This is a genomic window from Streptomyces sp. CG 926 (assembly GCF_003148825.1).
In the GTDB taxonomy this organism is placed as follows: domain Bacteria; phylum Actinomycetota; class Actinomycetes; order Streptomycetales; family Streptomycetaceae; genus Streptomyces.
The window spans coordinates 221,978-244,236 of record NZ_QGGZ01000007.1 but is presented as its reverse complement, the minus strand read 5'-3'; the positions used below and the strand labels follow the sequence as shown (position 1 = coordinate 244,236).

The window sequence follows — 22,259 nt, the reverse complement described above, 5'->3', positions numbered from 1 at the left end:
AGGTCGTCATGGGCTTATTTGACCCGTTGGGTCACCGCGATGCAGACGAGGACGCCACAGGCGGCGGCCGGTGCGGCGGGGGAGAGGTGCTCGCCCAGCAGGGCCACCGACCAGACCAGCGTGAGCAGCGGTTGGGCGAGCTGGAGCTGGCTGGCCCGCGGTGCGCCGATCTCGGCCATCCCCCGGTACCAGACGTACAGGCCGAGGAAGGTGGAGCCGGCCGCCGCCCAGATCAGCCCGGCCAGTCCGTGGCCGGTGAGGTGCACCGGCTCGTACGCGAGTCCGACCACGGAGCCGGCCAGGCTGAGCGGCAGGCACAGGACCAGCGCCCAGCCGATCACCTGCCAGCCGGGCAGCATCCGGGCGAGGCGACCGCCCTCGGTGTACCCGGCGGCGCACACCAGCAGGGCTGCGAACAGGTAGGCGTCGCCCGCCGAGAGGGCGCCGCCGCTCTGCGCGAGCGTGCCGTCGGACACCACGAACGCGATCACGACCGCGGCCCCGGCGAGGGCCGCGGCCCAGAAGGCGCGCGAGGGACGGACCCCGGTCCGCAGCGCGGACAGCGCGGCGGTGGTGAGCGGCAGGAGACCGACCACCACGGCGGCGTGCGAGGTGGTGGAGGTGGTCAGCGCGAGGGTGGTGAGCATCGGGAAGCCCACGACCACCCCGGCCGCGACGACGGCGAGCCCCGCCCAGTGCGCACGGGCCGGCAGCGGTACCCGGCGGGCCAGCAGGAAGGCCCCGGCGATGGCGGCGGCGAGGACGCTGCGCAGCGCGACCAGCGACCACGGACCGAAGCTCTCCAGTCCCCAGGCGGTGGCGGGGAAGGTCAGCGAGAAGGCGACGACGCCGAGCAGGGCGAGGGCGGTGCCCCGGCGTACCGGGTTCTTGACCGCTATCGTGGTCGGGAGAGTAGCGCTATTCTGTGCTGTCATGTACGAGCGTAGCAGTGTGGCGGAACTGGCCGAATCCCTGCGAGTTGAAATCAACCGCTACCCGATAGGTGGAAAGCTCCCGTCGAGTCGGGCCCTGGTCGAGCGCTACCGGGTCAGCCCCGTCACCGTCTCCCGGGCCCTCGGGCAGCTCGCCGCCGAGGGTCTCGTCGTCACCCGGCCCGGGGCGGGGGTCTTCCGCGCCGCACCGCGTACGGCGGCCCCCGCGCCCGGGGACACCTCCTGGCAGGAGGTCGCGCTCAGTGCCGAAGGGGCCGGGGAGATCGTCCCGCGCTCCGTCGACGCCACCGGGGTGCTGGGCTCGCTGGCCGCGCCGCCGCCCGGGGTGATCGAGCTCAACGGCGGCTACCTGCACCACTCCCTCCAGCCCGAGCGGGCCATGGCGGCCGCGCTGGCCCGGGCCGGACGGCGCCCCGGAGCCTGGGGGCGGCCACCCCTGGAGGGACTGCCCGAGCTGCGCGACTGGTTCGCCCGGGAGATCGGCGGCGCGGTCGTCGCCGCCGACGTCCTGGTCACCGCGGGCGGGCAGAGCGCGCTGGCCACCGCCCTGCGGGCGCTCGCGCCGCCCGGCGCGCCGATCCTGGTGGAGTCCCCGACCTACCCCGGGCTGCTGGCCATCGCCCGGGCCTCCGGCTGCCGGCCCGTGCCCGTCCCGGTGGACGCCGAGGGGGTCCGGCCGGAGCTGCTGGCCGCCGCCTTCGAAGCGACCGGCGCGCGGGTCTTCGTATGCCAGCCCCTGTTCCAGAACCCGACCGGCGCGGTACTGGCCCCGGGGCGGCGGGCGGAGGTGCTGCGCATCGCGCGGGCCGCCGGGGCCTTCGTGGTCGAGGACGACTACGCCCGGTCCCTGGTCCACGAGGGCGCGGGTCCCCTGCCCGCGACCCTGGCCGCCGAGGACGCGGACGGGGTCGTGGTGCACGTCCGATCGCTGACCAAGGTCACCTCGCCGAGCCTGCGGGTCGGCGCCCTGGCCGCCCGGGGCCCGGTGGTCGACCGGCTGCGCGCCATCCAGATCGTGGACTCCTTCTTCGTGCCCCGGCCGCTCCAGGAGGCCGCCCTGGAACTCGTCGGCGCCCCCGCCTGGCCCCGCCACCTGCGGACGGTGGCCGGCGAACTGCGCCACCGGCGGGACGTGCTCGCGGGGGCCCTGCGCCGGGAGCTGCCCGCGCTGGAGCTGCCGCATCTGCCCTACGGCGGATACCAGTTGTGGGTGCGGCCGACCGGGGGCGGCGACGACACGGCCTTCGCGGCGGCCGCGCTGCGCGCCGGGGTGGCGGTGGCTCCCGGTCGCCCGTACTTCTGCGCGGAGCCGCCCGGTCCGCACGTCCGGCTGAGCTTCGCCGGGGTGTCGGGCGCCGGCGAACTGGTCGAGGCGGTCCAGCGGCTGCGCACCGGCCTGGCGGACGGCCTCGGTCCGGACGCTTGACCCGGTGCGGTATGCGGCTCACCATCACCGCATGCATGTTCGGGTCTCGCTCGTCGCCGCAGCCCGTAGTTCCTCGCTGCTCGCCGAGCGCTTCGACGACGACCGCCCGCTGGACGGAGCCGGCTGGCGGTCGGTGGAGTCCGCCGCGCAGGGCCTCGTACCCCTGGGCTCGGCCGAGCTGCGCTACTGCTCGCCGACCCCGCGCAGCCGTGCCACGGGCCAGGCCCTCGGATACGCGCCCCTCGCGCAGCCGGCCCTGCGCGAGTGCGACATGGGCCGCTGGCGGGGGCTCACCCTGGCCGAGGTGACCGCCCACGAGCCCGGGGCGGTGGACCTGTGGCTCAGCGATCCGCGGTCCGCCCCGCACGGCGGCGAGTCCCTGCTCGCCTTCATCTCCCGGATCGGCGGCTGGCTCGACACCCGACCGGCCGACGACGGGGGCCGGATCGTGGCGGTGGCGGAGCCCTCGGTGGTCCGGGCGGCCCTGGTGTACGCGCTGAAGGCGCCCCCGCTGACCTACTGGAACGTGGACGTCCGGCCGCTGTCCACGATGACCCTCACGGGCTGGTCCGGGAGCTGGCACCTGTCTCTGCAGGCCCCGACGTAATCCGGTTGTGGGGGCCCGGACACCCTCCTAGCCTGCGGGAATGACCGAGATTCGCATCACCACGCTCGCCGAGCGCCCCGAACTGGCGGACCGGCTCGGGGACATGGACGACCCGTGGCCCGAGTTCGCCACCCACGACTCCCTCGCCTGGCTGCTGTACCCACGCATGGAGGCCGAGCTCGCCGACTACGTCCTGGTCGCCACGGACGGGGACGCGGTGGTCGCCCGCGGGTACAGCGTGCCCTTCGCCCTGCACGTGGCCGGCCGCGACGGCGCTCTGCCCGCGCAGGGCTGGGACCGTGCGCTCATGTGGGCCTTCTCCGACCTGCGCCGCGGGGTGCGTCCCGACACGGTGAGCGCGATCGAGATCACCGTCGCCCGCGACCGGCAGGGCGAGGGGCTCTCCGGGCGCATGCTGGCCGCGATGCGGGACAACGCCCGGTCCCGCGGCTTCTCCGAAATGGTGGCGCCGGTCCGGCCCAGCGGGAAGCCGGCCGAGCCCGACACCCCGATCCAGGAGTACGCGTACCGCATGCGCGAGGACGGTCTCCCGCACGACCCGTGGCTGCGCGTCCACGTCCGCGCGGGCGGGGTCATCGACTCGGTCGCGCCGCTGTCCATGACCATCACGGGCTCGCTCGCCCAGTGGCGGACGTGGACCGGGCTGCCCTTCGACGTCGCCGGACCCGTGCGCGTACCGGGTGCCCTCACGCCCGTGCGGTGCGAGCCGGAGCAGGGCTATGCGGTCTACGTGGAGCCGAACGTATGGGTCAGGCACGGGCTGACCGAGGAGGCGGGGTCCGGTCGCCGTCCATGATGATCGAAGCGGGCGCCCGAATATCGAACCGGGCGTCCGAATCGACCGCGGAGCACGACCTTTCCTGCTAGACATCTTCCAGTGGACGCAGTCGTACGCCTCCCTCGCACACGTCCCGATCCACATCCTGGCCATTGCATAAACGTGCAGCAGTACGTATAGTCATGCCATCGATGAGGAGGGTCCGATGGTGGTACGTGTAGCGGTGGCCGGTGCGAGCGGGTACGCGGGTGGGGAAGTCCTGCGCCTCCTGCTCTCGCACCCCGAGGTGGAGATCGGCGCCTTGACCGGCAACTCCAACGCCGGACAGCTCCTCGGCTCCCTGCAACCGCACCTCGTGCCGCTCGCCGGACGCACCCTGGAGGCGACCACCTCCGAGGTCCTCGCCGGCCACGACGTCGTCTTCCTCGCCCTCCCGCACGGCCAGTCCGCCGCCGTCGCCGCCCAGCTCGGCGAGGACGTCCTCGTCGTCGACATGGGCGCCGACCACCGGCTCAAGGACTCCGCCGACTGGGACGCCTTCTACGGTGCCCCGCACGCCGGAACCTGGCCCTACGGACTCCCCGAACTGCCCGGCGCCCGCGAGGCCCTGGCGGGCACCAGGCGCATCGCCGTCCCCGGCTGCTTCCCCACCGCCGTCTCCCTCGCGCTCTTCCCCGCCTACCAGGGGAAGTTCGCCGAGCCCGAGGCCGTGATCGTCGCCGCCACCGGCACCTCCGGCGCGGGCAAGGCCCTCAAGCCGCACCTGCTCGGCGCCGAGGTGATGGGCACCGTGACCCCGTACGGCGTCGGTGGCGGACACCGCCACACGCCCGAGATGGTGCAGAACCTCAGCCCGCTCGCGGGAGAGCGTGTCTCGGTCTCCTTCACGCCGACCCTCGTGCCGATGGCGCGCGGCATCCTCGCCACGTGCTCGGCCAAGGCGCTCCCCGGCACCACCGCCGAATCGCTGCGCGCCGCGTACGAGAAGGCCTACGCGGACGAGCCCTTCGTCCACCTGCTGCCCGAGGGCCGGATGCCGTCCACCAAATCCGTCCACGGTTCCAACGCCGTCCACGTCCAGGTCGCCTACGACGAGTCCGCCCGCCGGATCATCGCCGTCAGCGCCATCGACAACCTGACCAAGGGCACCGCCGGTGGCGCGGTGCAGAGCATGAACATCGCCCTGGGGCTCCACGAGAGCCTGGGTCTTTCGACGATCGGAGTCGCACCGTGAGCGTCACGGCAGCACAGGGATTCACGGCAGCGGGCATCGCCGCCGGGATCAAGGCCAACGGCAACCCCGACCTGGCCCTCGTGGTCAACAACGGGCCGAGTCTGGCCGCCGCGGGCGTCTTCACCTCCAACCGCGTCAAGGCCGCCCCCGTGCACTGGTCCGAGCAGGTCCTGCGGGGCGCCGCCATCAGCGCGGTCGTCCTGAACTCCGGCGGCGCCAACGCCTGCACCGGTCCCAAGGGCTTCCAGGACACCCACGCCACCGCGGAGAAGGTCGCCGCCACCCTCAACGAACTCGGCGGCGACTTCAACGCCGGCGAGATCGCGGTCGCCTCCACCGGCCTGATCGGCGTCCTGCTTCCCATGGACAAGCTGCTCCCCGGCATCGAGACGGCCGCCGCGGCCCTGTCCGCGGACGGCGGCGAGGCCGCCGCCATCGCCATCAAGACCACCGACACCGTGCACAAGACGGCCACCGTCTCGCAGGGCGGCTGGACCGTCGGAGGCATGGCCAAGGGCGCCGGCATGCTCGCCCCGGGCCTGGCCACCATGCTCGTCGTCATCACCACCGACGCCGACCTGGACAGCGCCACCCTCGACAAGGCGCTGCGCGCCGCCACCCGCACCACCTTCGACCGCGTCGACTCCGACGGCTGCATGTCCACCAACGACACGGTGCTGCTGCTCGCCTCCGGCGCCTCCGGCCAGGTGCCGGCGTACGAGGAGTTCGCGGAGGCCGTGCGCAAGGTCTGCGACGACCTGGCCCGTCAGCTCATCGGCGACGCCGAGGGCGCGAGCAAGGACATCCGCATCGAGGTCATCGGTGCGCTGACCGAGGACGACGCGGTCGAGGTCGGCCGCTCCATCGCCCGCAACAACCTGCTCAAGTGCGCCATCCACGGCGAGGACCCGAACTGGGGCCGGGTGCTCTCCGCGATCGGCACCACCCGGGCCGCCTTCGACCCGGACCGGCTGAACGTCGCCATCAACGACGTCTGGGTCTGCCGCAACGGATCGGTCGGCGACGACCGTGACCTGGTCTCCATGAAGGGCCGCGAGGTCCGGATCACCGCCGACCTGTCGAACGGCAGCGAGTCCGCCGTGATCTGGGGCAACGACCTGACCGCCGAGTACGTCCACGAGAACAGCGCCTACTCCTCATGAGCGACGAGAAGGCCGGCCTGCCCGGCACCTCCGGCGGCACCGCCCGCAAGCACACCGCCCTGCCCAAGGCGCAGATCCTCATCGAGGCCCTGCCCTGGCTCACCCGTCACAATGGCAAGATCGTCGTCATCAAGTTCGGCGGCAACGCCATGATCGACGAGGACCTGAAGGCCGCCTTCGCCCAGGACGTGGTCTTCCTGCGCCAGGCCGGCCTCAAGCCGGTCGTGGTGCACGGCGGCGGCCCCCAGATCAACGCCCAGCTCGACAAGCAGGGCCTGGTCAGCGAGTTCAAGGCGGGCCTGCGCGTCACGACCCCCGAGGCCATGGACGTCGTACGGATGGTGCTGGCCGGCCACGTCCAGCGCGAACTGGTCGGGCTGCTCAACCAGCACGGGCCGCTCGCCGTCGGCATGACCGGCGAGGACGCCCGCACCATCATCGCGACCAAGCACAGCCCGCAGATCGGTGGCGAGTCCATCGACATCGGCCGCGTCGGGGAGATCACCTCCATCGACACCGGCGCCATCGAGGCCCTGCTGGCGGACGGCCGGATCCCGGTCATCTCCTCCATCGCGGGCAGTGCCGACGACCACCACGTCTACAACGTCAACGCCGACACGGCGGCCGCGGCGCTCGCCGCCGCGCTCGGCGCCGAGACGCTGATGGTCCTCACCGACGTCGAAGGCCTCTACGCGGACTGGCCGAACAGCGACGAGGTCATCAGCAAGCTCACCGTCGGCGAGCTGGAGAAGCTGCTGCCCGAGCTGTCCAGCGGCATGGTGCCCAAGATGGAGGGCTGCCTGCACGCCGTGCGCAACGGCGTGAACACCGCCCGCGTGCTCGACGGACGGGTCCAGCACTCGATCCTGCTGGAGATCTTCACGGACTCCGGCATCGGCACGATGGTCGTGCCCGACCACCAGTCAGGGGGAACGCAATGACGAAGGGCACCGGCAACCAGGAGTACGGCGCACGCTGGCAGCAGGCGCTGGCCAACAACTACGGCACCCCCGCGGTCGCGCTGGTACGGGGCGAGGGCGCCCAGGTCTGGGACGCCGACGGCAAGCAGTACACCGACTTCGTCGGCGGTATCGCGGTCAACGCCCTCGGGCACGCCCACCCGGCGATCGTGGCGGCCGTGACCGAGCAGATCTCCACCCTCGGCCACGTCTCCAACCTCTTCATCTCGGAGCCGGTCGTGGCGCTGGGCGAGCGGCTGCTGCAGCTCTTCGGCCGCCCCGGCAAGGTCTTCTTCTGCAACTCCGGCGCCGAGTCCGTCGAGGCCGCCTTCAAGATCGGCCGGCTGACCGGGCGGACCCATATGGTCGCCACCGACGGCGGCTTCCACGGCCGGACCATGGGCGCCCTCGCGCTCACCGGCCAGCCCAAGAAGCAGGAGCCCTTCCGGCCGCTGCCGGGCGACGTCACGCACGTGCCGTTCGGTGACGTCGAGGCGCTGCGGGCCGCCGTCACCGAGGAGACCGCGCTCGTCGTCATCGAACCCATCCAGGGCGAGAACGGCGTCGTCGTACCCCCCGCCGGGTACCTGACGGCCGCCCGCGAGATCACCCGCGCCACCGGCACCCTGCTGGTCCTCGACGAGGTCCAGACCGGCATCGGCCGGTGCGGCCAGTGGTTCGAGCACCAGGCCCACGAGGACGTCGAGCCGGACATCGTCACCCTCGCCAAGGGGCTGGGCGGCGGTCTGCCGATCGGCGCGGTGGTCGCCTTCGGCCCCGTCGCCGACCTGCTGCAGCCGGGCCAGCACGGCACCACCTTCGGCGGGAACCCGGTCGCCTGCGCGGCCGGCCTCGCCGTCATCGACACGATCGCCACGGGCGGGCTGCTCGACCAGGTCAAGGCCCGGGGGGAACGGCTGCGCTCCGGGATCGAGGGCACGGGCCACACCCTGGTCTCCCACGTCCGCGGCTCGGGACTGCTGCTGGGTATCGTGCTGACCGAGCCGCTCGCCGCCCGGGTGCAGCAGGTGGCTCAGGACGCCGGCTTCCTGGTCAACGCGCCCGCCCCCGACGTCGTACGGCTCATGCCCCCGTACGTACTCACCGAGGCCGAGGCGGACGCGTTCGTCCGGGCCCTGCCCGGCATCCTTGACGCAGCAGGCGGGGACGGATCCGGAGAATGAGACGACGATGAGTCAGGCGCAGGACAACGAGCAAGGCGGCCAGGCCGTCCCGCAGACCCGCACCGCGCGACACCGCCGGATCGTGGACATCCTCAACCGGCAGCCGGTCCGCTCCCAGAGCCAGCTGGCCAAGCTGCTCGCCGACGACGGGCTGAGCGTCACCCAGGCGACGCTCTCGCGCGACCTCGACGAGCTGGGCGCGGTGAAGATCCGCAACACCGGCGGCGAGCTGATCTACGCGGTGCCCAGCGAGGGCGGCTTCCGCACCCCGCAGGCCCCGCTCGGCGAGTCCGCGAAGGAGGAGCGCATGCGGCGCCTCTCCGGGGAGCTGCTGATCTCGGCGGAGGCCTCCGCGAACCTCGTGGTCCTGCGCACCCCGCCGGGTGCGGCGCAGTTCCTCGCCTCGGCCATCGACCAGGCCGAGCTGCGCGCGATCCTCGGCACGATCGCGGGCGACGACACCCTGATGCTGATCAGCCGGGACCCGGCGGGCGGCCAGGCCCTCGCCGACCACCTGCTGCGCCTGGCCCAGAAGGAGGGCTAGGCCGTCCCTTCCGGATCTTGCCGGGCCTGACGAGATCCGGAAGAGATGGCCTGGGCCCGCTGCGGCGGTCGGGCCGGACCCGGCTCAGTACCGGGTCACGGCCAGGTCCCCGGACTCCGTGCCGATCGCGATGTGCGGACGGCGACGCGGGTCCGCCCAGCGCAGGATCGTCCGCATGGCCGACTCGGGCACCGATACGCAACCGGCCGTCGCGCCCTTGCCGTTGACGTGCAGGAAGATCCCGGCGCCGCGGCCGCGCACGGGCCGGTCGTAGTTGAAGCCGATGACCAGGGCGTGCGCGTACTGCTTCTCGTACGTCACCAGGTGCTCGGCCTCGCCCGGCGCGCAGTCCGCGGGCAGCGGCTCGACCCAGCGGTTGTAGTGGGCGGACGCGTTGTCCTGGCACCACCAGGAGTCGGCCGTCACCCGCCGATAGAGGTGGTCCGTGCCGGCGGGCGCCCGCCGGATCCCGAAGGCGTAGGGGAGTGCGAACAGGCCGGTCGGCGTGGTGTTCGTGCCCTGGGTCCGCGACGCACCCTCGGTGAGGCCGTTCGCGCCGAACCGGGCGGGCGCGCTCCCGGACCGGTGCCAGCGTCCCGCCCACCGCTCCCACCAGATCACCCGGCCGGTGGTGGATCCGGGCGTCGGCGCGACGGCGGTGATGAGCTGGCTTCCCCCGCCGGTGTCGGCGAGCCGGTCGGGCAGGGGGGCCGCCGACGGTGCCTGCGGAAGCAGGGTCGTGACGATAAGTGAGACGGCGACTACAGCGGTACGCAGCACATGTCAGACGGTACGGGGCGGAAGGGGCAGCGGCAGCGCAGGCAGGCCGTCGACGCTCGATCCGATGAACTCCTTCTTCTCGCAGTACGCGGCGAACTCCTCGTCCGTCTTGCGGCCGAAGTACTCCGCGTGCAGCGTCCGCTCGCCCTGGTACTCCATCAAGGGGACGGCGTATCCGCAGACATCCGCGATCCGGCGGGCGTGGACCAGGATGACGGCCCGCGCCGACGGCCCGTCCGCGTCACCGAACAGGGCGATCAGTTCGCCCCAGCGCGGATCGTCGCGGAAGACCGCCTCGCCCTCGCCGTGGATGCGCACGATGTTGGGCGGTCCCGAGAACGCGCACCACATCAGGGTGATCCGGCCGTTCTCCCGGACGTGGGCGATGGTCTCGGCGCCGCTGCCCCCGAAGTCCAGGTAGGCCAGGGTCTGCTCGTCGATGACGACGAGGGTTCCGGAGCGGCCCTTGGGGGAGAGGTTGACATGACCGTCACCCGTGAGCGGGGCGGTCGCGGTGAAGAAGATCGGCTGCTCCTCGATGAACTTGCGCAGCCGGCCGTCTATGCGTTCGTAGAGCTTTCCCATGCCGATCAGTATGCGTCCGTGCGCGACGGGTCCGCCGTGACCGGGAGCCCGAGCCGGGAGCGCATCTGCCGCATGACGTAGTCGCTGAACAGGTGCGTGCACCGGTCCAGGAGAGCGCCGACCTCCGGGTCCCGCACGGGCAGGTCCGGTGACCGGTCCGGGCTCCACATGCTCTGGACACGCTGCCCGGCGATCCTCCGCAGACCCGGGTCACGGTCCGTCAGCAGCTCGACGGAAGCGCGCAGTCCGACCACTCCACCCCGGGCGACCAGCAGCCGGTAGGCGGCCCGGCGGGTGTGCGGGGGCCGTTCGGGCGCGATGCGGGCCATCAGCCAGTCGACGGGCAGCCGGTCGGCGGAGCCGCCGAGACCGCGGGCGACCTCGCGGGCCACCGCAGGCGCCGGATCGTCCAGCAGCGGCCGCAGCAGCTCGACGTCGGTGACGTCCAGCAGGCGCAGACCGGCGACGGCGGCGGCCCGCACCTGACCGCCGGGGTGCGTCAGCAGCGCGCGCAGCAGCGGCGCGTCCTCGCGGAGCGCGCACTCGGCGAAGCCGGTCACCTGGTACGGGCTCACGCGGGCGGGGTCGGCCGGCAGTTCGCGGCACAGCGCGCGCGGGTCGCCGCCGCCCTGGCGGACCAGCCACCGGGCGCAGGCCCGGACCGTCCCGGAGCGGTCGCAGAGGTGATCCGCGGCCTCGGCGCCCCGGCCGGCCCCGCGCAGGGCGGTGACCCCGGCCGCGCGGACCATCTGGCCGTGCCCGCCGAGCAGCGTGTCGACGGCCTCGTCGTCCGGCCCGTCGGCGGCCAGGGCGGCCAGCGTCGCGTCCGTCCACAGCCCGCTCGTCGGCGGATCCTTCTCCGCCGCGGCCAGCGCGGCCAGCTCCCGTACGTCCAACAGTCCGGCGTCGAGGGTCAGCCGTGCGGCGAACCGACGGGTCTGCGGGTCCGGGCTCCCGCGCAGTGCCCCGAGGAGCTCAGGGTCCTCTGTGAGCAGGTCCTCGAAGCGCTCCCGTGCCCAGGCGCCCTGCTCGCGCCGCCCCAGCCGTACGACGAGCGGCGTCAGCCGGCGCAGCGTGCCCGCGGGGTCGTCCGCCAGGGCCGTGGCCAGGACCCGCCGGGCCCGCTCCCGCACGGGTGGCACCCAGTCCGCGCAGCGGATCGCGACGAGCTCCGGCAGCAGCGACAGCAGTGGAGTCGGCGTCCGTAGTGCCGCCTCGCGGACCCGACCGTCGACATGGCACAGCTTCACGGCGTCCGGGGTCTCCAGAGGGCTCGCGTACGACCAGGAGGAGGTCCGCCGGACCGCGCGGTCGAAGGCGATCCACTCGGCCGCCGGGCCCCCCGGTGCGGGCAGCCGTGTCTTCGTGTCCGTGTCCATACGTCCTCCCCTGGCGTTGTCGAGGCTGATCGTAGGCACTCGGGCCGCCGACTCGCCTCCCATATACCCGCAGGTCAGGCTGGAGACGTGAGGGTGCGAGGCGCGCACCCCCCGAGTCGATTGACGAAACATACGGAGTAGTGCATAGTTATGCCTGTCGTTGAATGCACCGTAAGGAGAAACCCGTGACCGAGCGCGTCGTACTCGCCTACTCGGGCGGCCTGGACACCTCCGTCGCCATCGGCTGGATCGCCGAGGAGACGGGCGCCGAGGTCATCGCCGTTGCCGTGGACGTCGGCCAGGGCGGCGAGGACCTGGACGTCATCCGCAAGCGCGCGCTCGACTGCGGTGCGGTCGAGGCCGAGGTCGCCGACGCCTCCGACGAGTTCGCCAACGAGTACTGCCTCCCGGCGATCAAGGCGAACGCCCTCTACATGGACCGGTACCCGCTGGTCTCGGCGCTCTCCCGGCCGGCCATCGTCAAGCACCTGGTCGCCGCCGCGAAGAAGCACGGCGCCACGACCGTGGCCCACGGCTGCACCGGCAAGGGCAACGACCAGGTCCGCTTCGAGGCGGGCATCGTCGCCCTCGCACCGGACCTCAAGTGCATCGCCCCGGTCCGTGACTACGCGATGACCCGGGACAAGGCGATCGCCTTCTGCGAGGAGAAGCAGCTCCCGATCGCGACCACCAAGAAGTCCCCGTACTCCATCGACCAGAACGTCTTCGGACGCGCCGTCGAGACGGGCTTCCTGGAGGACATCTGGAACGCCCCGATCGAGGACATCTACGAGTACACCTCGAACCCGGCCCTGCCGCGCGAGGCCGACGAGGTCGTCATCTCCTTCAAGGAGGGCGTCCCGGTCGCCATCGACGGCAAGCCCGTCACCGTGCTGCAGGCCATCCAGCAGCTCAACGACCGCGCCGGAGCCCAGGGCATCGGCCGGATCGACATCGTCGAGGACCGCCTCGTGGGCATCAAGTCCCGTGAGGTGTACGAGGCGCCGGGCGCGATCGCGCTGATCACGGCCCACCAGGAGCTGGAGAACGTCACCGTCGAGCGCGAGCTGGCCCGCTACAAGCGGCAGGTCGAGCAGCGCTGGGGCGAGATGGTCTACGACGGTCTGTGGTTCTCCCCGCTCAAGCGCGCCCTGGACGGCTTCATCAACGAGGCCAACCAGCACGTCACCGGTGACATCCGGATGACCCTGCACGGCGGCCGCGCCGTCGTCACCGGCCGGAAGTCCGACGAGTCGCTGTACGACTTCAACCTCGCGACCTACGACTCGGGCGACACCTTCGACCAGTCCAAGGCCCAGGGCTTCATCGAGATCTTCGGTCTCTCCTCGAAGATCGCGGCCCGCCGCGACCTCGCCTGACCGACCAGCAGTTCGGACCGCCTCCCCGTTACCTCCGCGGCGGGGAGGCGGTTGCACATCCGGAGCCCCGCCGGCCGTCCGGGCCGGGCGGCCCCCTCCGGAGCCTTACCAGCAGTCCACGCCATGCAGTCTTGAGGAGCAGTAGCTGTGAGCAGCAACAAGGGTGACGTCCGGCTCTGGGGCGGCCGGTTCGCCGACGGTCCTTCGGAGGCGCTGGCCCTGCTGTCGGCGTCGGTCCACTTCGACTGGCGCCTCGCGCCGTACGACATCGCGGGCTCCCGCGCCCACGCCCGCGTGCTCCACAAGGCCGGCCTGCTCACGGCCGAAGAGCTCGACCGCATGATCGCCGGGCTCGACCAGCTGGAGGCCGACGTCGCGAGCGGCTCCTTCACCGGCACCATCGCCGACGAGGACGTGCACACCGCCCTGGAGCGCGGCCTGCTGGAGCGGCTCGGCGCCGAGCTCGGCGGCAAGCTGCGCGCCGGCCGGTCCCGCAACGACCAGGTGGCCACCCTCTTCCGGATGTACCTGCGCGACCACGGCCGGATCATCGGCGGCCTGATCGCCGACCTCCAGGACGCGCTGGTCGGTCTCGCCGAGACTCACCACGACGTGGCGATGCCGGGCCGGACCCACCTGCAGCACGCGCAGCCGGTGCTCTTCGCCCACCACGTACTGGCCCACGTGCAGTCCCTGTCCCGGGACGCGGAGCGGCTGCGGCAGTGGGACACCCGGACCGCCGTCTCCCCGTACGGCTCGGGCGCCCTGGCCGGCTCCTCGCTGGGGCTGGACCCGGAGCAGGTCGCCGCCGACCTGGGCTTCGAGCGGGGCTCGGTCGGCAACTCGATCGACGGCACGGCCTCGCGCGACTTCGTCGCCGAGTTCGCCTTCATCACCGCGATGATCGGGATCAACCTGTCCCGGATCGCGGAGGAGATCATCATCTGGAACACGAAGGAGTTCTCCTTCGTGACCCTGCACGACGCCTTCTCCACCGGGTCGTCGATCATGCCGCAGAAGAAGAACCCGGACATCGCCGAGCTGGCGCGCGGCAAGTCGGGTCGGCTCATCGGCAATCTGACCGGCCTGCTCGCCACGCTCAAGGCGCTGCCCCTGGCGTACAACCGGGACCTCCAGGAGGACAAGGAGCCGGTCTTCGACTCCTGCGACACCCTCGAGGTCCTCCTCCCGGCCTTCACCGGCATGATGGCGACCCTCACGGTCAACCGGGAGCGGATGGAGGAGCTGGCCCCGGCGGGCTTCTCGCTCGCCACCGACATCGCCGAGTGGCTGGTCAAGCAGGGCGTGCCGTTCCGGGTGGCGCACGAGGTGGCCGGCGAGTGCGTCAAGGTCTGCGAGGGCGAGGGCATCGAGCTCGACCAGCTGACGGACGAGCAGTTCGTGAAGATCTCCGAGCACCTGACCCCCGAGGTCCGGACCGTCCTGAACGTCAAGGGCGCGCTGGCCTCGCGCAGCGGCCGGGGCGGCACCGCCCCGTCGGCGGTCGCCACCCAGCTCACCGAGCTGAAGGCCGACCTGGTCATCCAGCACGCCTGGGCGACCCACAAGCAGTAGTCGAGACGCCCGGAGGGGCGGTGGGAGCCCGTCGGCCCCCGCCGCCCCTCCGGCATGTCGGGGTGTCAGCAGACGACGTTGATCGAGAACGGCCGGTCACTGTCCACGGCGGCGTTGCCGGGCTGGGACGGCGTCGCGGTACGGATGAAGAGGGTGTTCCCGTTCACCTGCCCGACCAGGATGGACGAGCTGCCCGGCCCGGGGTCGTTCCCGCCGTTGGTGTTGATCGTGCCCAGGAGGGCGCACCCGTTGAGGCCGGACGACGTGGTGATGTTGTAGCGGCCGATACCGAACTTGTTGATCCCGGTGATGCCCTGCCCGCCCAGGACCTGTCCGTTCGCGGCCACCTTCGCCCAAGCCGTGGTGACGGCCGCCGCCTGCCGTGCCTCCCTCGACTCGGCCGACGCCGAGGACATGGCGACGACGCCGCCGACCGTCGTCAGCGCCAGCGCGGCCGCGCCGATGGCCAGCTTCCGTGATGCGTTCATGATTCTCTCCCTGCCGAAGACGGAATACCTGCAGGTGAACCCGCCCCGGGTATGGGCTCACGGGGGAGAGACTCCCGGGTCCCGGGTCCTCGGCGGAAGGCTCCCGGGGGCACCGTCACTCCAAATGATCACAGTTCGCATCAGCCCGACCGACACGGGTAGTCATGATCGAATCACCATCAGTAGTCGATCGGTGACGGTGTGGCCCATGCGGCCAGAGTGTCGAAGTCCGCGCGGACCAGTCCGATCCGCTCGTCGATGCGCATCAGCAGGGTCTGCGCGGGGTGGCGCTGGTCGACGTACTCGCGATCCATCGTCGTGATGTCGTCGTCGATCCACGCGAAGGACCGCTCGCCCACGTACTCGAGGATGTACTGGGTCTTCCAGAAGGTGCCGCGGGGCGCCCGGCCGTGCATCACGGGCCAGTCGATGAACGGAAGCCTCGGCAGCCCCAGGTGCGGGCCTATCCAGTCGTTGGCCTCGTCCTTCCAGGTGGTGGCCCAGATCAGCTCGTAGACCTCCGCGAGGGCGAGCAGCTCCGCTCCGTGGTCGTGATTGAGCCAAACCCGCAAGGGCTTCGCCTGCTCGGCCTCCGTCCAGCCCGTCGGGCGCATCCGGTGGGTGGCGTACCCCTCGGGGCGGCGCTGCGCCTTGGTGGCGTAGGGGTTCAGCGGGCCGTCGACGTCGATCAGCAGCAGTGGCTTCATGGCGGCAGGATTCCGTTCCGGCTGCCCGCGGGCAGCCCATTTTTTCGCTTTAATGAGACACTGACGTCTCATTCGGGGTATGCTTGTCTCATGGCCATGGATCGTGACCAGGTGCTCCGCGCTGCGGCCGCCCTGCTTTCCCGCAAGTCGACCGCGACGATGGACGAGGTCGCCCGCGCCGCCGGAATCGGCCGCGCGACCCTCCACCGGCACTTCGCCGGACGCGACGCCCTCGTACGGGCCCTCGAAGACCTCGGCATCCGCGAGTTCGAGGTGGCCTTCGACAACGCCCGCCTCGACGAAGGCGCGGCGGTCGAGGCGATCGGACGCCTCGTCGCCGAGGCCGAGCCCAACGCCCAGCTGCTGGCCTTCCTCGTCACCGAGAACCAGCTGTTCGAGGGCGACGAGGTCAACGAGGGCTGGGCCCGGCTCGACGCCCGGGTCGGCGCGCTCTTCCGGCGCGGCCAGGAAGAGGGCGACATCCGGATCGACCTGAGCCCCGCATGGCTCACCGAGGCGCTCTACGCCCTCGTCGGGGCCTGCGCCTGGGCCGTGATGGACGGCCGGGTCGCCGGCAAGGACTTCCAGTACATGATCACCGAGCTGTTGCTCGGTGGCGCCAGACGGAGTGTGGAGAAATGAGCACGACCCAGCAGCTGAACAGCCCGATCGGGACGGAGACCAGGAGCCGCGGCCGCTGGCTCGCCCTGGGCGTGCTGGTGCTCGCCGTGCTGCTGGTCGCCGTCGACGCGACCGTACTCGGCCTCGCCACCCCCGCACTCTCCGAGGACCTCAAGCCGTCCGGCACCCAGCTGCTGTGGATAGGCGACATCTACTCCTTCGTCATCGCCGGACTCCTGGTCTCCATGGGCAGCCTCGGTGACCGCATCGGACGCAAGAAGCTGCTGCTCACCGGCGCCGCCGCGTTCGGTGCCGTGTCCGTGCTCAACGCCTACGCGACCAGCCCCGAGATGATGATCGTCGCCCGGGCCCTGCTGGGCGTGGCCGGCGCGACCCTGATGCCGTCCACCCTCGCGCTGATCCGCAACATCTTCCACGACCCCAAGGAGCGCAGCCTCGCGATCGGCATCTGGGGCGCCACCGCCTCGGCCGGTGCGGCCGTCGGCCCGGTCGTCGGCGGAGCCCTCCTCCAGCACTTCTGGTGGGGCTCGGTCTTCCTGATCAACCTCCCCGTGATGATCGCCTTGGTCGTCGTCGGAATCAAGCTGCTTCCCGAATCCAAGAACCCGGTCGCCGGTCCCTGGGACCTGGTCAGCGTCGGCCTCTCCCTCATCGGCGTGATCAGCGTGGTCTACGCCGTCAAGGAAGTCGCCACCCACGGCCTCACCTGGGAGGTCGCGGCCACCGCGACACTCGGCGCGGGCGCCCTGTACGCCTTCGTCCGCCGCCAGTTCAGCCTGCCGTCCCCGCTCCTCGACATGCGGCTCTTCAAGCACCGCGGCTTCTCCGGCGCGGTCCTCGCCGACCTGCTCACCGTCTTCGGCCTCTCCGGACTGGTCTTCTTCCTCTCCCAGTTCCTGCAGCTCGTCCAGGGCCGCGACCCGCTGGAGGCGGGCCTGGCCGAACTGCCCGCCGCCATCGGCGCGGTGGTCACCGGCCTGATCGCGGGCCGCTACGCCCGCCGGTACTCGGTACGGACCATCGTGGCCGGCGGCCTCGGAGCCATCGGCCTGGCCCTCGCCGTGCTCACCCTGATCCACAAGGAGAGCGGCTACCCGCTGCTCGGCGCGGCCCTGCTCGTCGTCGGCCTCGGCGCCGGTTTCTCCTTCACCGTCACCGCCGACGTGATCCTCTCCAGCGTCCCCAAGGAGCAGGCCGGTTCGGCCTCCGCCGTCTCCGAGACCGCCTACGAACTCGGCGCCGCCCTCGGTATCGCCCTGCTCGGCTCCATCGTCACCGGCGTCTACCAGAGCTTCACCGCCCCGGCCTCGGTCGCGGGCCCGGTCGCCGACGCCGCGCACGAATCCCTCGGCGGGGCCGTCGAGGCCGCCAAGTCGCTCGACCCGCACACCGCCCAGGTGATGGTGGGCGCCGCCCAGGATGCCTTCGTGGACGGGCTGCGGCTCGCCTCCGGCGTCGGCGCGGCCGTGCTGCTGGCCACCGCCGTGGCCGCCTGGTTCCTGCTGAAGGGCCAGCGGCTCCAGGAGGGCGTCGAGCACTGACGTCCCGGAGCCGGTGGGCAAGGGGTGGTGTTCCGGCCGGAGTTGACAGCTCGTGGAGCCGCGGGACACCATCCCGGCGATGGAGATCAACGATCTTACCCCGGCGGAACGCCGCGTCTGGGAGGCCTTCCCGCGTGGCGACGGGGTCGACTTCCGGGCCACCCCCGAGGACAGCTCCGCCGACGGGGCCGACTGGGGACCTGAGCGCACCCTGCGCGCCGAGGTGCTGCGGGCGATCCTGCTGGGATCCGGCCCCGTCGTGCAGGGCCGGATCCCCGGTCTCAAGATCAAGGGCGCGAGGATCGTGGGCAAGCTCGACCTGCGCTACGCCGTCATCGACCACCCCATCCGGCTGCGCGACTGCTGGTTCGAGCGCAAGCCCCTGGTGTACGGCGCCCAGTTGCGCGCCCTGGTCCTCGGCTACTCCACCCTGCCCGGCCTGACCGCCTCCACGCTGCGCGTCGAGGTGGTCCTACGACTCTCCCACTGCCGGATCGCCGGACCCGTGCGGCTGCAGGGCGCCAAGATAGCCGGGGGCCTCTTCCTCCAGGGGGCCGTGATCGGCCCGACGGTCGGCGAGGAGGCGGACGAGCCCCCGCTCCAGCTGAACCACGTCGAGGTCCACACCGACATCATCGCGAACGACCTCACCGTGCACGGCCAGCTCCGCCTCAACGGGGCCAACGTCGGCGGTCAGGTCCAGCTCGACCGTGCCCAGCTGCTCGCCCCCGGCGGGATCGCCCTGCACGCCGAGACCCTGACCGTCGGCACCGACCTGCGCGCGCACCGGATGAAGGCCCGCGGCATGGTCAACCTCACCGGCTCCCGGATACCCGGCCAGGCCAACCTCACCCGCGCCGACCTCGCCAACCCGGGCGGGACCGCCCTGCGCGCCTCCAGCTGCGCGATCGGCGAGCTGTGGCTGCGCCGGTGCGAGCAGATCCGGGGCGACGTGAACCTGCGCCGGTCCACCGTCGACCTGCTCCACGTCGATCCGCAGGCCTGGCCCGAGCGGATCGCCATCGACGGTCTGACCTACCGCACCCTCGCCCCGCACCTGCCCGCCGAGCAGCGACTGCCGGCCCTGGAGCGGGAGGAGTCCGGATACCTCACCTACGCCTACGAGCAGCTCGCGGCGGCCTACCGTACGGCGGGCGACGAGGCGGCCGCCCGGACCGTCCAGCTCGCGAAGCTGCGCAGGCACCGGCACACCCTGCCCCGGGCCGCCCGGGCGTGGGGGCTGCTCCAGGACGTCACCGTCGGCTACGGCTTCCGGCCGCTGCGGGCGGCGGGCTGGCTGACGGCCCTGCTGCTGACCGGGTCGCTCGCGTACGGGATCGACCCGCCGCGCGCCCTGAAGGCGGGGGAGGCACCGGATTTCAACGCGGTCTTCTACACGATCGACCTGATGGTGCCGATCGTCGGATTCGGCCAGGAGGGGGCCTTCGCACCCGGCGGCTGGCACCAGTGGCTCTCGTACCTGCTGATCGTGACCGGCTGGATCCTCGCCACCACCACGGCGGCGGGCGTCAGCCGGTCACTCCAGCGTCAGTAGGGCGTGGCCCCGGTCAGGCGGCCTTCGCCTTGGTGGCGTACATGTCGACGTACTCCTGGCCCGAGAGGCGCATGACCTCGGCCATCACCGAGTCGGTGACGGCGCGCAGCACGTAGCGGTCGCGGTCCATGCCCTCGTAGCGGGAGAACTCCATCGGCTCGCCGAAGCGGACGGTGACCCGGCCCGGACGCGGCATGCCGGCGCCGCCGGGCTGGAGCTTGTCGGTGCCGATCATCGCGAACGGCACCACGGGGGCGCCGGTCATCAGGGTCAGGCGGGCGATGCCGGTGCGGCCGCGGTAGAGGCGGCCGTCGGGGGAGCGGGTGCCCTCGGGGTAGATGCCGAAGATCTTGCCCTCTTCGAGGATCCGACGGCCGGTCATCAGGGCCGCGACGCCGCCGTTGGCCCCGTCACGGTCCACGGGGATCATGCCGGCGCCGGTGAAGAACCAGGCCATGGCGCGGCCCTTGATCCCCTTGCCGGTCACGTACTCGTCCTTGCCGATGAAGTGGACCGTACGGTCGCACACCAGCGGCAGGATCATGGAGTCGATGAAGGTGAGGTGGTTGCCCGCCAGAATCACCGGTCCGGAGCCGGGGATGTTCTCGATGCCCTCCACGCGGGTGCGGAACATCATGCGCATGACCGGTCCGACAGTGGCTTTGATGAGCTTCGTACGGAACAACGTGGGCCCTCCGGCATCGAAAAGCGATTCGCGCACCCACCACACGGCGGTAGCGCAGGTGAGGACGATACTCGTGGGTCGGGTCGCCGCGCACATCGGGTTCACGTGTCGGATACAGAGTGTTGACGCGCGTTTGCGCCAAGTTCCCCGGATGAGCCCTCGGCGCACGCCCCTCGGCCACCCCTGTTTGCCTACCATCTGCACGCCGATCGCGGGGCGCGACACGGCGTTCACGACGAGGAGTGGGCACTCATGACACAGGGTGGGGCAGCGCGGCGCACGGTCCTGGGGGCGGCCGTCCTGGCGGCGGGGACCGGGATCACCGGACTCACGGCGGGTTCCGCAGCCGCCGAGGACGGGTACGGCGGGGGACGCGGCGACGGGGGACGCGGCGACGGGGGATACCGCGACCTTCCCTACCCGACGGTCATCGGCCATCGCGGAGCGAGCGGCTACCGGCCGGAGCACACGATCGGCTCCTACCAGCTCGCCCTCGACCTCGGCGCCGACGTCGTCGAGCAGGACCTGGTCCCGACCCGCGACGGCCATCTGGTGTGCCGCCACGAGAACGAGATCGGCGGGACCACCGACGTCGCCGACCACCCCGAGTTCGCCTCCCGGCGCACCACCAAGACCGTCGACGGGGTCTCGGTCACCGGCTGGTTCACCGAGGACTTCACCCTGGCCGAGCTGCGGACCCTGCGCGCGAAGGAACGTATCCCCGCCGTCCGCCAGCGCAACACCCTCTACGACGGTCAGTGGGCCGTACCCACCTTCGAAGAGGTGCTCCGCTGGGCCGACCGCGAGGGCAAGCGGCGCGGCAGGCGGGTGTGGCTGCACGTGGAGACCAAGCACCCCACCTACTTCCGGGGCCTGGGCCTCGGTCTGGAGGAGCCCCTCGCCAAGCTCCTGCGCCGCTACGGGCGCGACGGTCGGGGCGCCGCCGTCTTCCTCCAGTCCTTCGAGCCCTCCAGCATCCAGCGGCTCTCCCGGCTGGTCTCCGCGCCCCGCGTGGTCCTGCTCTCCGCGGCCGACACCCGCCCCTGGGACTTCGAGGTGGCCAAGGACCCGCGTACGGTCGCGGACCTGGTCGCGCCCGAGGGCCTGAAGTGGATCTCCGGCTTCGCCCAGGGCATCGGTCCGACCATGGACCTGATCCTCCCGCGCGACGCGGCCGGCAAGCTCGGCACGCCGACCACCCTGGTCAAGGACGCCCACGCCCGCGGGCTGCTGCTGCACCCCTACACCGCGCGCAACGAGAACAGCTTCCTGCCGGCCGAATACCGCAGGGGCACCGACCCGGCCGCGTACGGGAACGCCCTCGGCGCCTTCCGTACCTACTTCGAGCAGGGCATCGACGGGATCTTCACCGACAACCCGGACACCGGACTGCTCGCGGCCGAGGCCTTCCGCCCGGGCCGACGCCCCGTCAACCGCTGAGCGCCGCTTCCCGTACGAGTGGGCCGGGCCCGGCGGGGAAACCGCCGGGCCCGGCCCACTCGTCCCGCCCGGCATGGACCTGCTGAAGGCTGATTACGTCGACAAGCTCGGCCCGCTGCTCTCCGCCGAGGCGGCCGCGGAGGCCCCGGGCACCGGGGTGGACGCGGCCGACCTGGAACAAGCCGTCTGGGTCAGGCTGCTGGAGAGCGGCGGCCAGGCCCCCGATCCGGCCGAACCCGCGGAGCCGGCGCGGTGGCTGCGCCGCGCGGTCCGGGCGGAGGCGCGCCTGGCCCGCCGCCGGGCCCGTCGCGAGATCCCCTACGGCCACGGCCGGCACTCGCCGGCCGGGAGCGCCCCGGCCGGCGTGGCCGCGGCGGCCGAACCGGAGGACGCCCTCCTGCACGGCGAGGAGAACCGGGCACTCCGATCGGCGGTCGCCCGGTTGCCCGGACGCTGTCCCGAGCTGATGAAGGCACTTCTTTCGCCCAGAGACCTCACTTACCGTGAAATCGCAGGAGAGTTGGGTATCTCACAAGGAAGTTTGGGGCCCGTGCGTTCCCGTTGCCTGGGATGTCTGCGCAGAATGCTGGCTGCAGAGGTTGCGGCTCCTGGCCTGCGGGGAAAGGAGCGGTAG

At 72.0% G+C, this 22,259-nt stretch carries 22 protein-coding genes; 15 read left to right on the top strand and 7 right to left on the bottom strand.

The features are described from left to right. Positions 1–14 precede the first annotated feature (14 nt). Positions 15–935, bottom strand: coding sequence for a DMT family transporter (locus tag BCL76_RS20325; protein WP_109780885.1), 921 nt, complete (start codon positions 933–935; stop codon positions 15–17). Between BCL76_RS20325 and BCL76_RS20320 the strand changes: the two genes are divergently transcribed. The 8 genes from BCL76_RS20320 (at position 934) to BCL76_RS20285 (ending at position 8,869) form a co-directional block, all read left to right on the top strand. Then, the gene (locus tag BCL76_RS20320) at positions 934–2,379 is read left to right on the top strand and encodes an aminotransferase-like domain-containing protein (protein WP_109780884.1); all 1,446 of its coding nucleotides are present in this window, start codon (positions 934–936) and stop codon (positions 2,377–2,379) included. The two genes, BCL76_RS20325 and BCL76_RS20320, sit on opposite strands and share 2 nt — an antisense overlap. A gap of 31 nt (positions 2,380–2,410) precedes the next feature. After that, positions 2,411–2,986, top strand: a complete 576-nt coding sequence (locus BCL76_RS20315) for a histidine phosphatase family protein (protein WP_030765532.1) — start codon at positions 2,411–2,413, stop codon at positions 2,984–2,986. 40 nt (positions 2,987–3,026) lie between these two features. Continuing rightward, the gene (locus BCL76_RS20310; protein ID WP_109780883.1) at positions 3,027–3,803 is read left to right on the top strand and encodes an N-acetyltransferase; all 777 of its coding nucleotides are present in this window, start codon (positions 3,027–3,029) and stop codon (positions 3,801–3,803) included. Positions 3,804–3,990: 187 nt separating this feature from the next. Then, positions 3,991–5,019, top strand: a complete 1,029-nt coding sequence (gene argC, locus BCL76_RS20305) for an N-acetyl-gamma-glutamyl-phosphate reductase (RefSeq protein ID WP_109780882.1) — start codon at positions 3,991–3,993, stop codon at positions 5,017–5,019. Continuing rightward, positions 5,016–6,182: a bifunctional glutamate N-acetyltransferase/amino-acid acetyltransferase ArgJ gene (gene argJ / locus BCL76_RS20300; protein ID WP_109780881.1), complete on the top strand. Its 1,167-nt coding sequence runs from the start codon at positions 5,016–5,018 to the stop codon at positions 6,180–6,182. The genes argC and argJ overlap by 4 nt, the downstream gene beginning before the upstream one ends. After that, positions 6,179–7,123 (top strand): acetylglutamate kinase, encoded by a 945-nt coding sequence (gene argB / locus BCL76_RS20295; protein ID WP_109780880.1) that lies wholly within the window; start codon positions 6,179–6,181, stop codon positions 7,121–7,123. Before argJ ends, argB begins: the two co-directional genes overlap by 4 nt. Further along, a complete protein-coding gene (locus BCL76_RS20290) occupies positions 7,120–8,325 on the top strand; it encodes an acetylornithine transaminase (protein ID WP_109780879.1) in 1,206 nt (401 codons plus the stop codon). The genes argB and BCL76_RS20290 overlap by 4 nt, the downstream gene beginning before the upstream one ends. A gap of 7 nt (positions 8,326–8,332) precedes the next feature. Beyond that, on the top strand, positions 8,333–8,869 hold the full coding sequence (locus tag BCL76_RS20285; RefSeq protein ID WP_030765547.1) for an arginine repressor: 537 nt from the start codon (positions 8,333–8,335) through the stop codon (positions 8,867–8,869). Between the two features lie 84 nt (positions 8,870–8,953). Here BCL76_RS20285 and BCL76_RS20280 read toward each other — a convergent pair whose 3' ends face one another. Genes BCL76_RS20280 through BCL76_RS20270 form a run of 3 tightly spaced genes read right to left on the bottom strand, consistent with a single transcriptional unit; the run spans position 8,954 to position 11,613 of the window. After that, positions 8,954–9,646, bottom strand: a complete 693-nt coding sequence (locus tag BCL76_RS20280) for a L,D-transpeptidase family protein (protein WP_109781048.1) — start codon at positions 9,644–9,646, stop codon at positions 8,954–8,956. A gap of 6 nt (positions 9,647–9,652) precedes the next feature. After that, positions 9,653–10,234: a pyridoxamine 5'-phosphate oxidase family protein gene (locus tag BCL76_RS20275; RefSeq protein ID WP_109780878.1), complete on the bottom strand. Its 582-nt coding sequence runs from the start codon at positions 10,232–10,234 to the stop codon at positions 9,653–9,655. A 5-nt stretch (positions 10,235–10,239) separates the two neighbouring features. After that, a complete protein-coding gene (locus tag BCL76_RS20270; RefSeq protein ID WP_109780877.1) occupies positions 10,240–11,613 on the bottom strand; it encodes a HEAT repeat domain-containing protein in 1,374 nt (457 codons plus the stop codon). A gap of 185 nt (positions 11,614–11,798) precedes the next feature. On the opposite strand from BCL76_RS20270, the gene BCL76_RS20265 reads away from it, so the two are divergent. Together BCL76_RS20265 and argH are read left to right on the top strand one after the other, a co-directional pair. Further along, complete coding sequence (locus BCL76_RS20265; RefSeq protein WP_030009472.1) at positions 11,799–12,992, top strand: argininosuccinate synthase; 1,194 nt, start codon at positions 11,799–11,801, stop codon at positions 12,990–12,992. A 147-nt stretch (positions 12,993–13,139) separates the two neighbouring features. Then, entirely contained in the window at positions 13,140–14,567 is a 1,428-nt protein-coding gene (argH, locus tag BCL76_RS20260; RefSeq protein ID WP_109780876.1) for an argininosuccinate lyase, read from the top strand. A gap of 65 nt (positions 14,568–14,632) precedes the next feature. Here the strand turns inward: argH and BCL76_RS20255 are convergent, their stop codons facing one another. Then, positions 14,633–15,055, bottom strand: a complete 423-nt coding sequence (locus BCL76_RS20255; protein WP_109780875.1) for a hypothetical protein — start codon at positions 15,053–15,055, stop codon at positions 14,633–14,635. 179 nt (positions 15,056–15,234) lie between these two features. Further along, complete coding sequence (locus BCL76_RS20250; protein ID WP_109780874.1) at positions 15,235–15,762, bottom strand: HAD domain-containing protein; 528 nt, start codon at positions 15,760–15,762, stop codon at positions 15,235–15,237. A 90-nt stretch (positions 15,763–15,852) separates the two neighbouring features. Here BCL76_RS20250 and BCL76_RS20245 point away from each other — a divergent pair, with 90 nt between their 5' ends. The 3 genes from BCL76_RS20245 (at position 15,853) to BCL76_RS20235 (ending at position 19,500) form a co-directional block, all read left to right on the top strand. After that, on the top strand, positions 15,853–16,404 hold the full coding sequence (locus BCL76_RS20245) for a TetR/AcrR family transcriptional regulator (protein WP_109780873.1): 552 nt from the start codon (positions 15,853–15,855) through the stop codon (positions 16,402–16,404). Beyond that, positions 16,401–17,945, top strand: coding sequence for an MFS transporter (locus BCL76_RS20240; RefSeq protein WP_109780872.1), 1,545 nt, complete (start codon positions 16,401–16,403; stop codon positions 17,943–17,945). Before BCL76_RS20245 ends, BCL76_RS20240 begins: the two co-directional genes overlap by 4 nt. A gap of 79 nt (positions 17,946–18,024) precedes the next feature. Then, entirely contained in the window at positions 18,025–19,500 is a 1,476-nt protein-coding gene (locus BCL76_RS20235) for a membrane-associated oxidoreductase (RefSeq protein ID WP_109781047.1), read from the top strand. Between the two features lie 13 nt (positions 19,501–19,513). On the opposite strand, the gene BCL76_RS20230 is transcribed toward BCL76_RS20235, so the two are convergent. Further along, complete coding sequence (locus BCL76_RS20230) at positions 19,514–20,281, bottom strand: lysophospholipid acyltransferase family protein (RefSeq protein WP_181382644.1); 768 nt, start codon at positions 20,279–20,281, stop codon at positions 19,514–19,516. A gap of 156 nt (positions 20,282–20,437) precedes the next feature. Between BCL76_RS20230 and BCL76_RS20225 the strand changes: the two genes are divergently transcribed. Further along, a complete protein-coding gene (locus BCL76_RS20225; protein ID WP_109780871.1) occupies positions 20,438–21,625 on the top strand; it encodes a glycerophosphodiester phosphodiesterase in 1,188 nt (395 codons plus the stop codon). A gap of 73 nt (positions 21,626–21,698) precedes the next feature. Beyond that, positions 21,699–22,259: a sigma-70 family RNA polymerase sigma factor gene (locus BCL76_RS20220; RefSeq protein WP_109780870.1), complete on the top strand. Its 561-nt coding sequence runs from the start codon at positions 21,699–21,701 to the stop codon at positions 22,257–22,259.

Excerpts from the sequence above, each read along its gene's own strand:
- BCL76_RS20325 (WP_109780885.1), bottom strand. The coding sequence starts at position 935 with ATGACAGCACAGAATAGCGCTACTCTCCCGACCACGATAGCGGTCAAG.
- BCL76_RS20250 (WP_109780874.1), bottom strand. The coding sequence starts at position 15,762 with ATGAAGCCACTGCTGCTGATCGACGTCGACGGCCCGCTGAACCCCTAC.
- BCL76_RS20290 (WP_109780879.1), top strand. The coding sequence starts at position 7,120 with ATGACGAAGGGCACCGGCAACCAGGAGTACGGCGCACGCTGGCAGCAG.
- BCL76_RS20320 (WP_109780884.1), top strand. The coding sequence starts at position 934 with ATGTACGAGCGTAGCAGTGTGGCGGAACTGGCCGAATCCCTGCGAGTT.
- argC (WP_109780882.1), top strand. The coding sequence starts at position 3,991 with ATGGTGGTACGTGTAGCGGTGGCCGGTGCGAGCGGGTACGCGGGTGGG.
- BCL76_RS20255 (WP_109780875.1), bottom strand. The coding sequence starts at position 15,055 with ATGAACGCATCACGGAAGCTGGCCATCGGCGCGGCCGCGCTGGCGCTG.
- BCL76_RS20225 (WP_109780871.1), top strand. The coding sequence starts at position 20,438 with ATGACACAGGGTGGGGCAGCGCGGCGCACGGTCCTGGGGGCGGCCGTC.
- argB (WP_109780880.1), top strand. The coding sequence starts at position 6,179 with ATGAGCGACGAGAAGGCCGGCCTGCCCGGCACCTCCGGCGGCACCGCC.
- BCL76_RS20275 (WP_109780878.1), bottom strand. The coding sequence starts at position 10,234 with ATGGGAAAGCTCTACGAACGCATAGACGGCCGGCTGCGCAAGTTCATC.
- BCL76_RS20230 (WP_181382644.1), bottom strand. The coding sequence starts at position 20,281 with ATGTGCGCGGCGACCCGACCCACGAGTATCGTCCTCACCTGCGCTACC.
- BCL76_RS20310 (WP_109780883.1), top strand. The coding sequence starts at position 3,027 with ATGACCGAGATTCGCATCACCACGCTCGCCGAGCGCCCCGAACTGGCG.
- BCL76_RS20270 (WP_109780877.1), bottom strand. The coding sequence starts at position 11,613 with ATGGACACGGACACGAAGACACGGCTGCCCGCACCGGGGGGCCCGGCG.
- BCL76_RS20240 (WP_109780872.1), top strand. The coding sequence starts at position 16,401 with ATGAGCACGACCCAGCAGCTGAACAGCCCGATCGGGACGGAGACCAGG.
- BCL76_RS20315 (WP_030765532.1), top strand. The coding sequence starts at position 2,411 with ATGCATGTTCGGGTCTCGCTCGTCGCCGCAGCCCGTAGTTCCTCGCTG.
- BCL76_RS20235 (WP_109781047.1), top strand. The coding sequence starts at position 18,025 with ATGGAGATCAACGATCTTACCCCGGCGGAACGCCGCGTCTGGGAGGCC.
- BCL76_RS20220 (WP_109780870.1), top strand. The coding sequence starts at position 21,699 with ATGGACCTGCTGAAGGCTGATTACGTCGACAAGCTCGGCCCGCTGCTC.
- BCL76_RS20285 (WP_030765547.1), top strand. The coding sequence starts at position 8,333 with ATGAGTCAGGCGCAGGACAACGAGCAAGGCGGCCAGGCCGTCCCGCAG.
- BCL76_RS20245 (WP_109780873.1), top strand. The coding sequence starts at position 15,853 with ATGGCCATGGATCGTGACCAGGTGCTCCGCGCTGCGGCCGCCCTGCTT.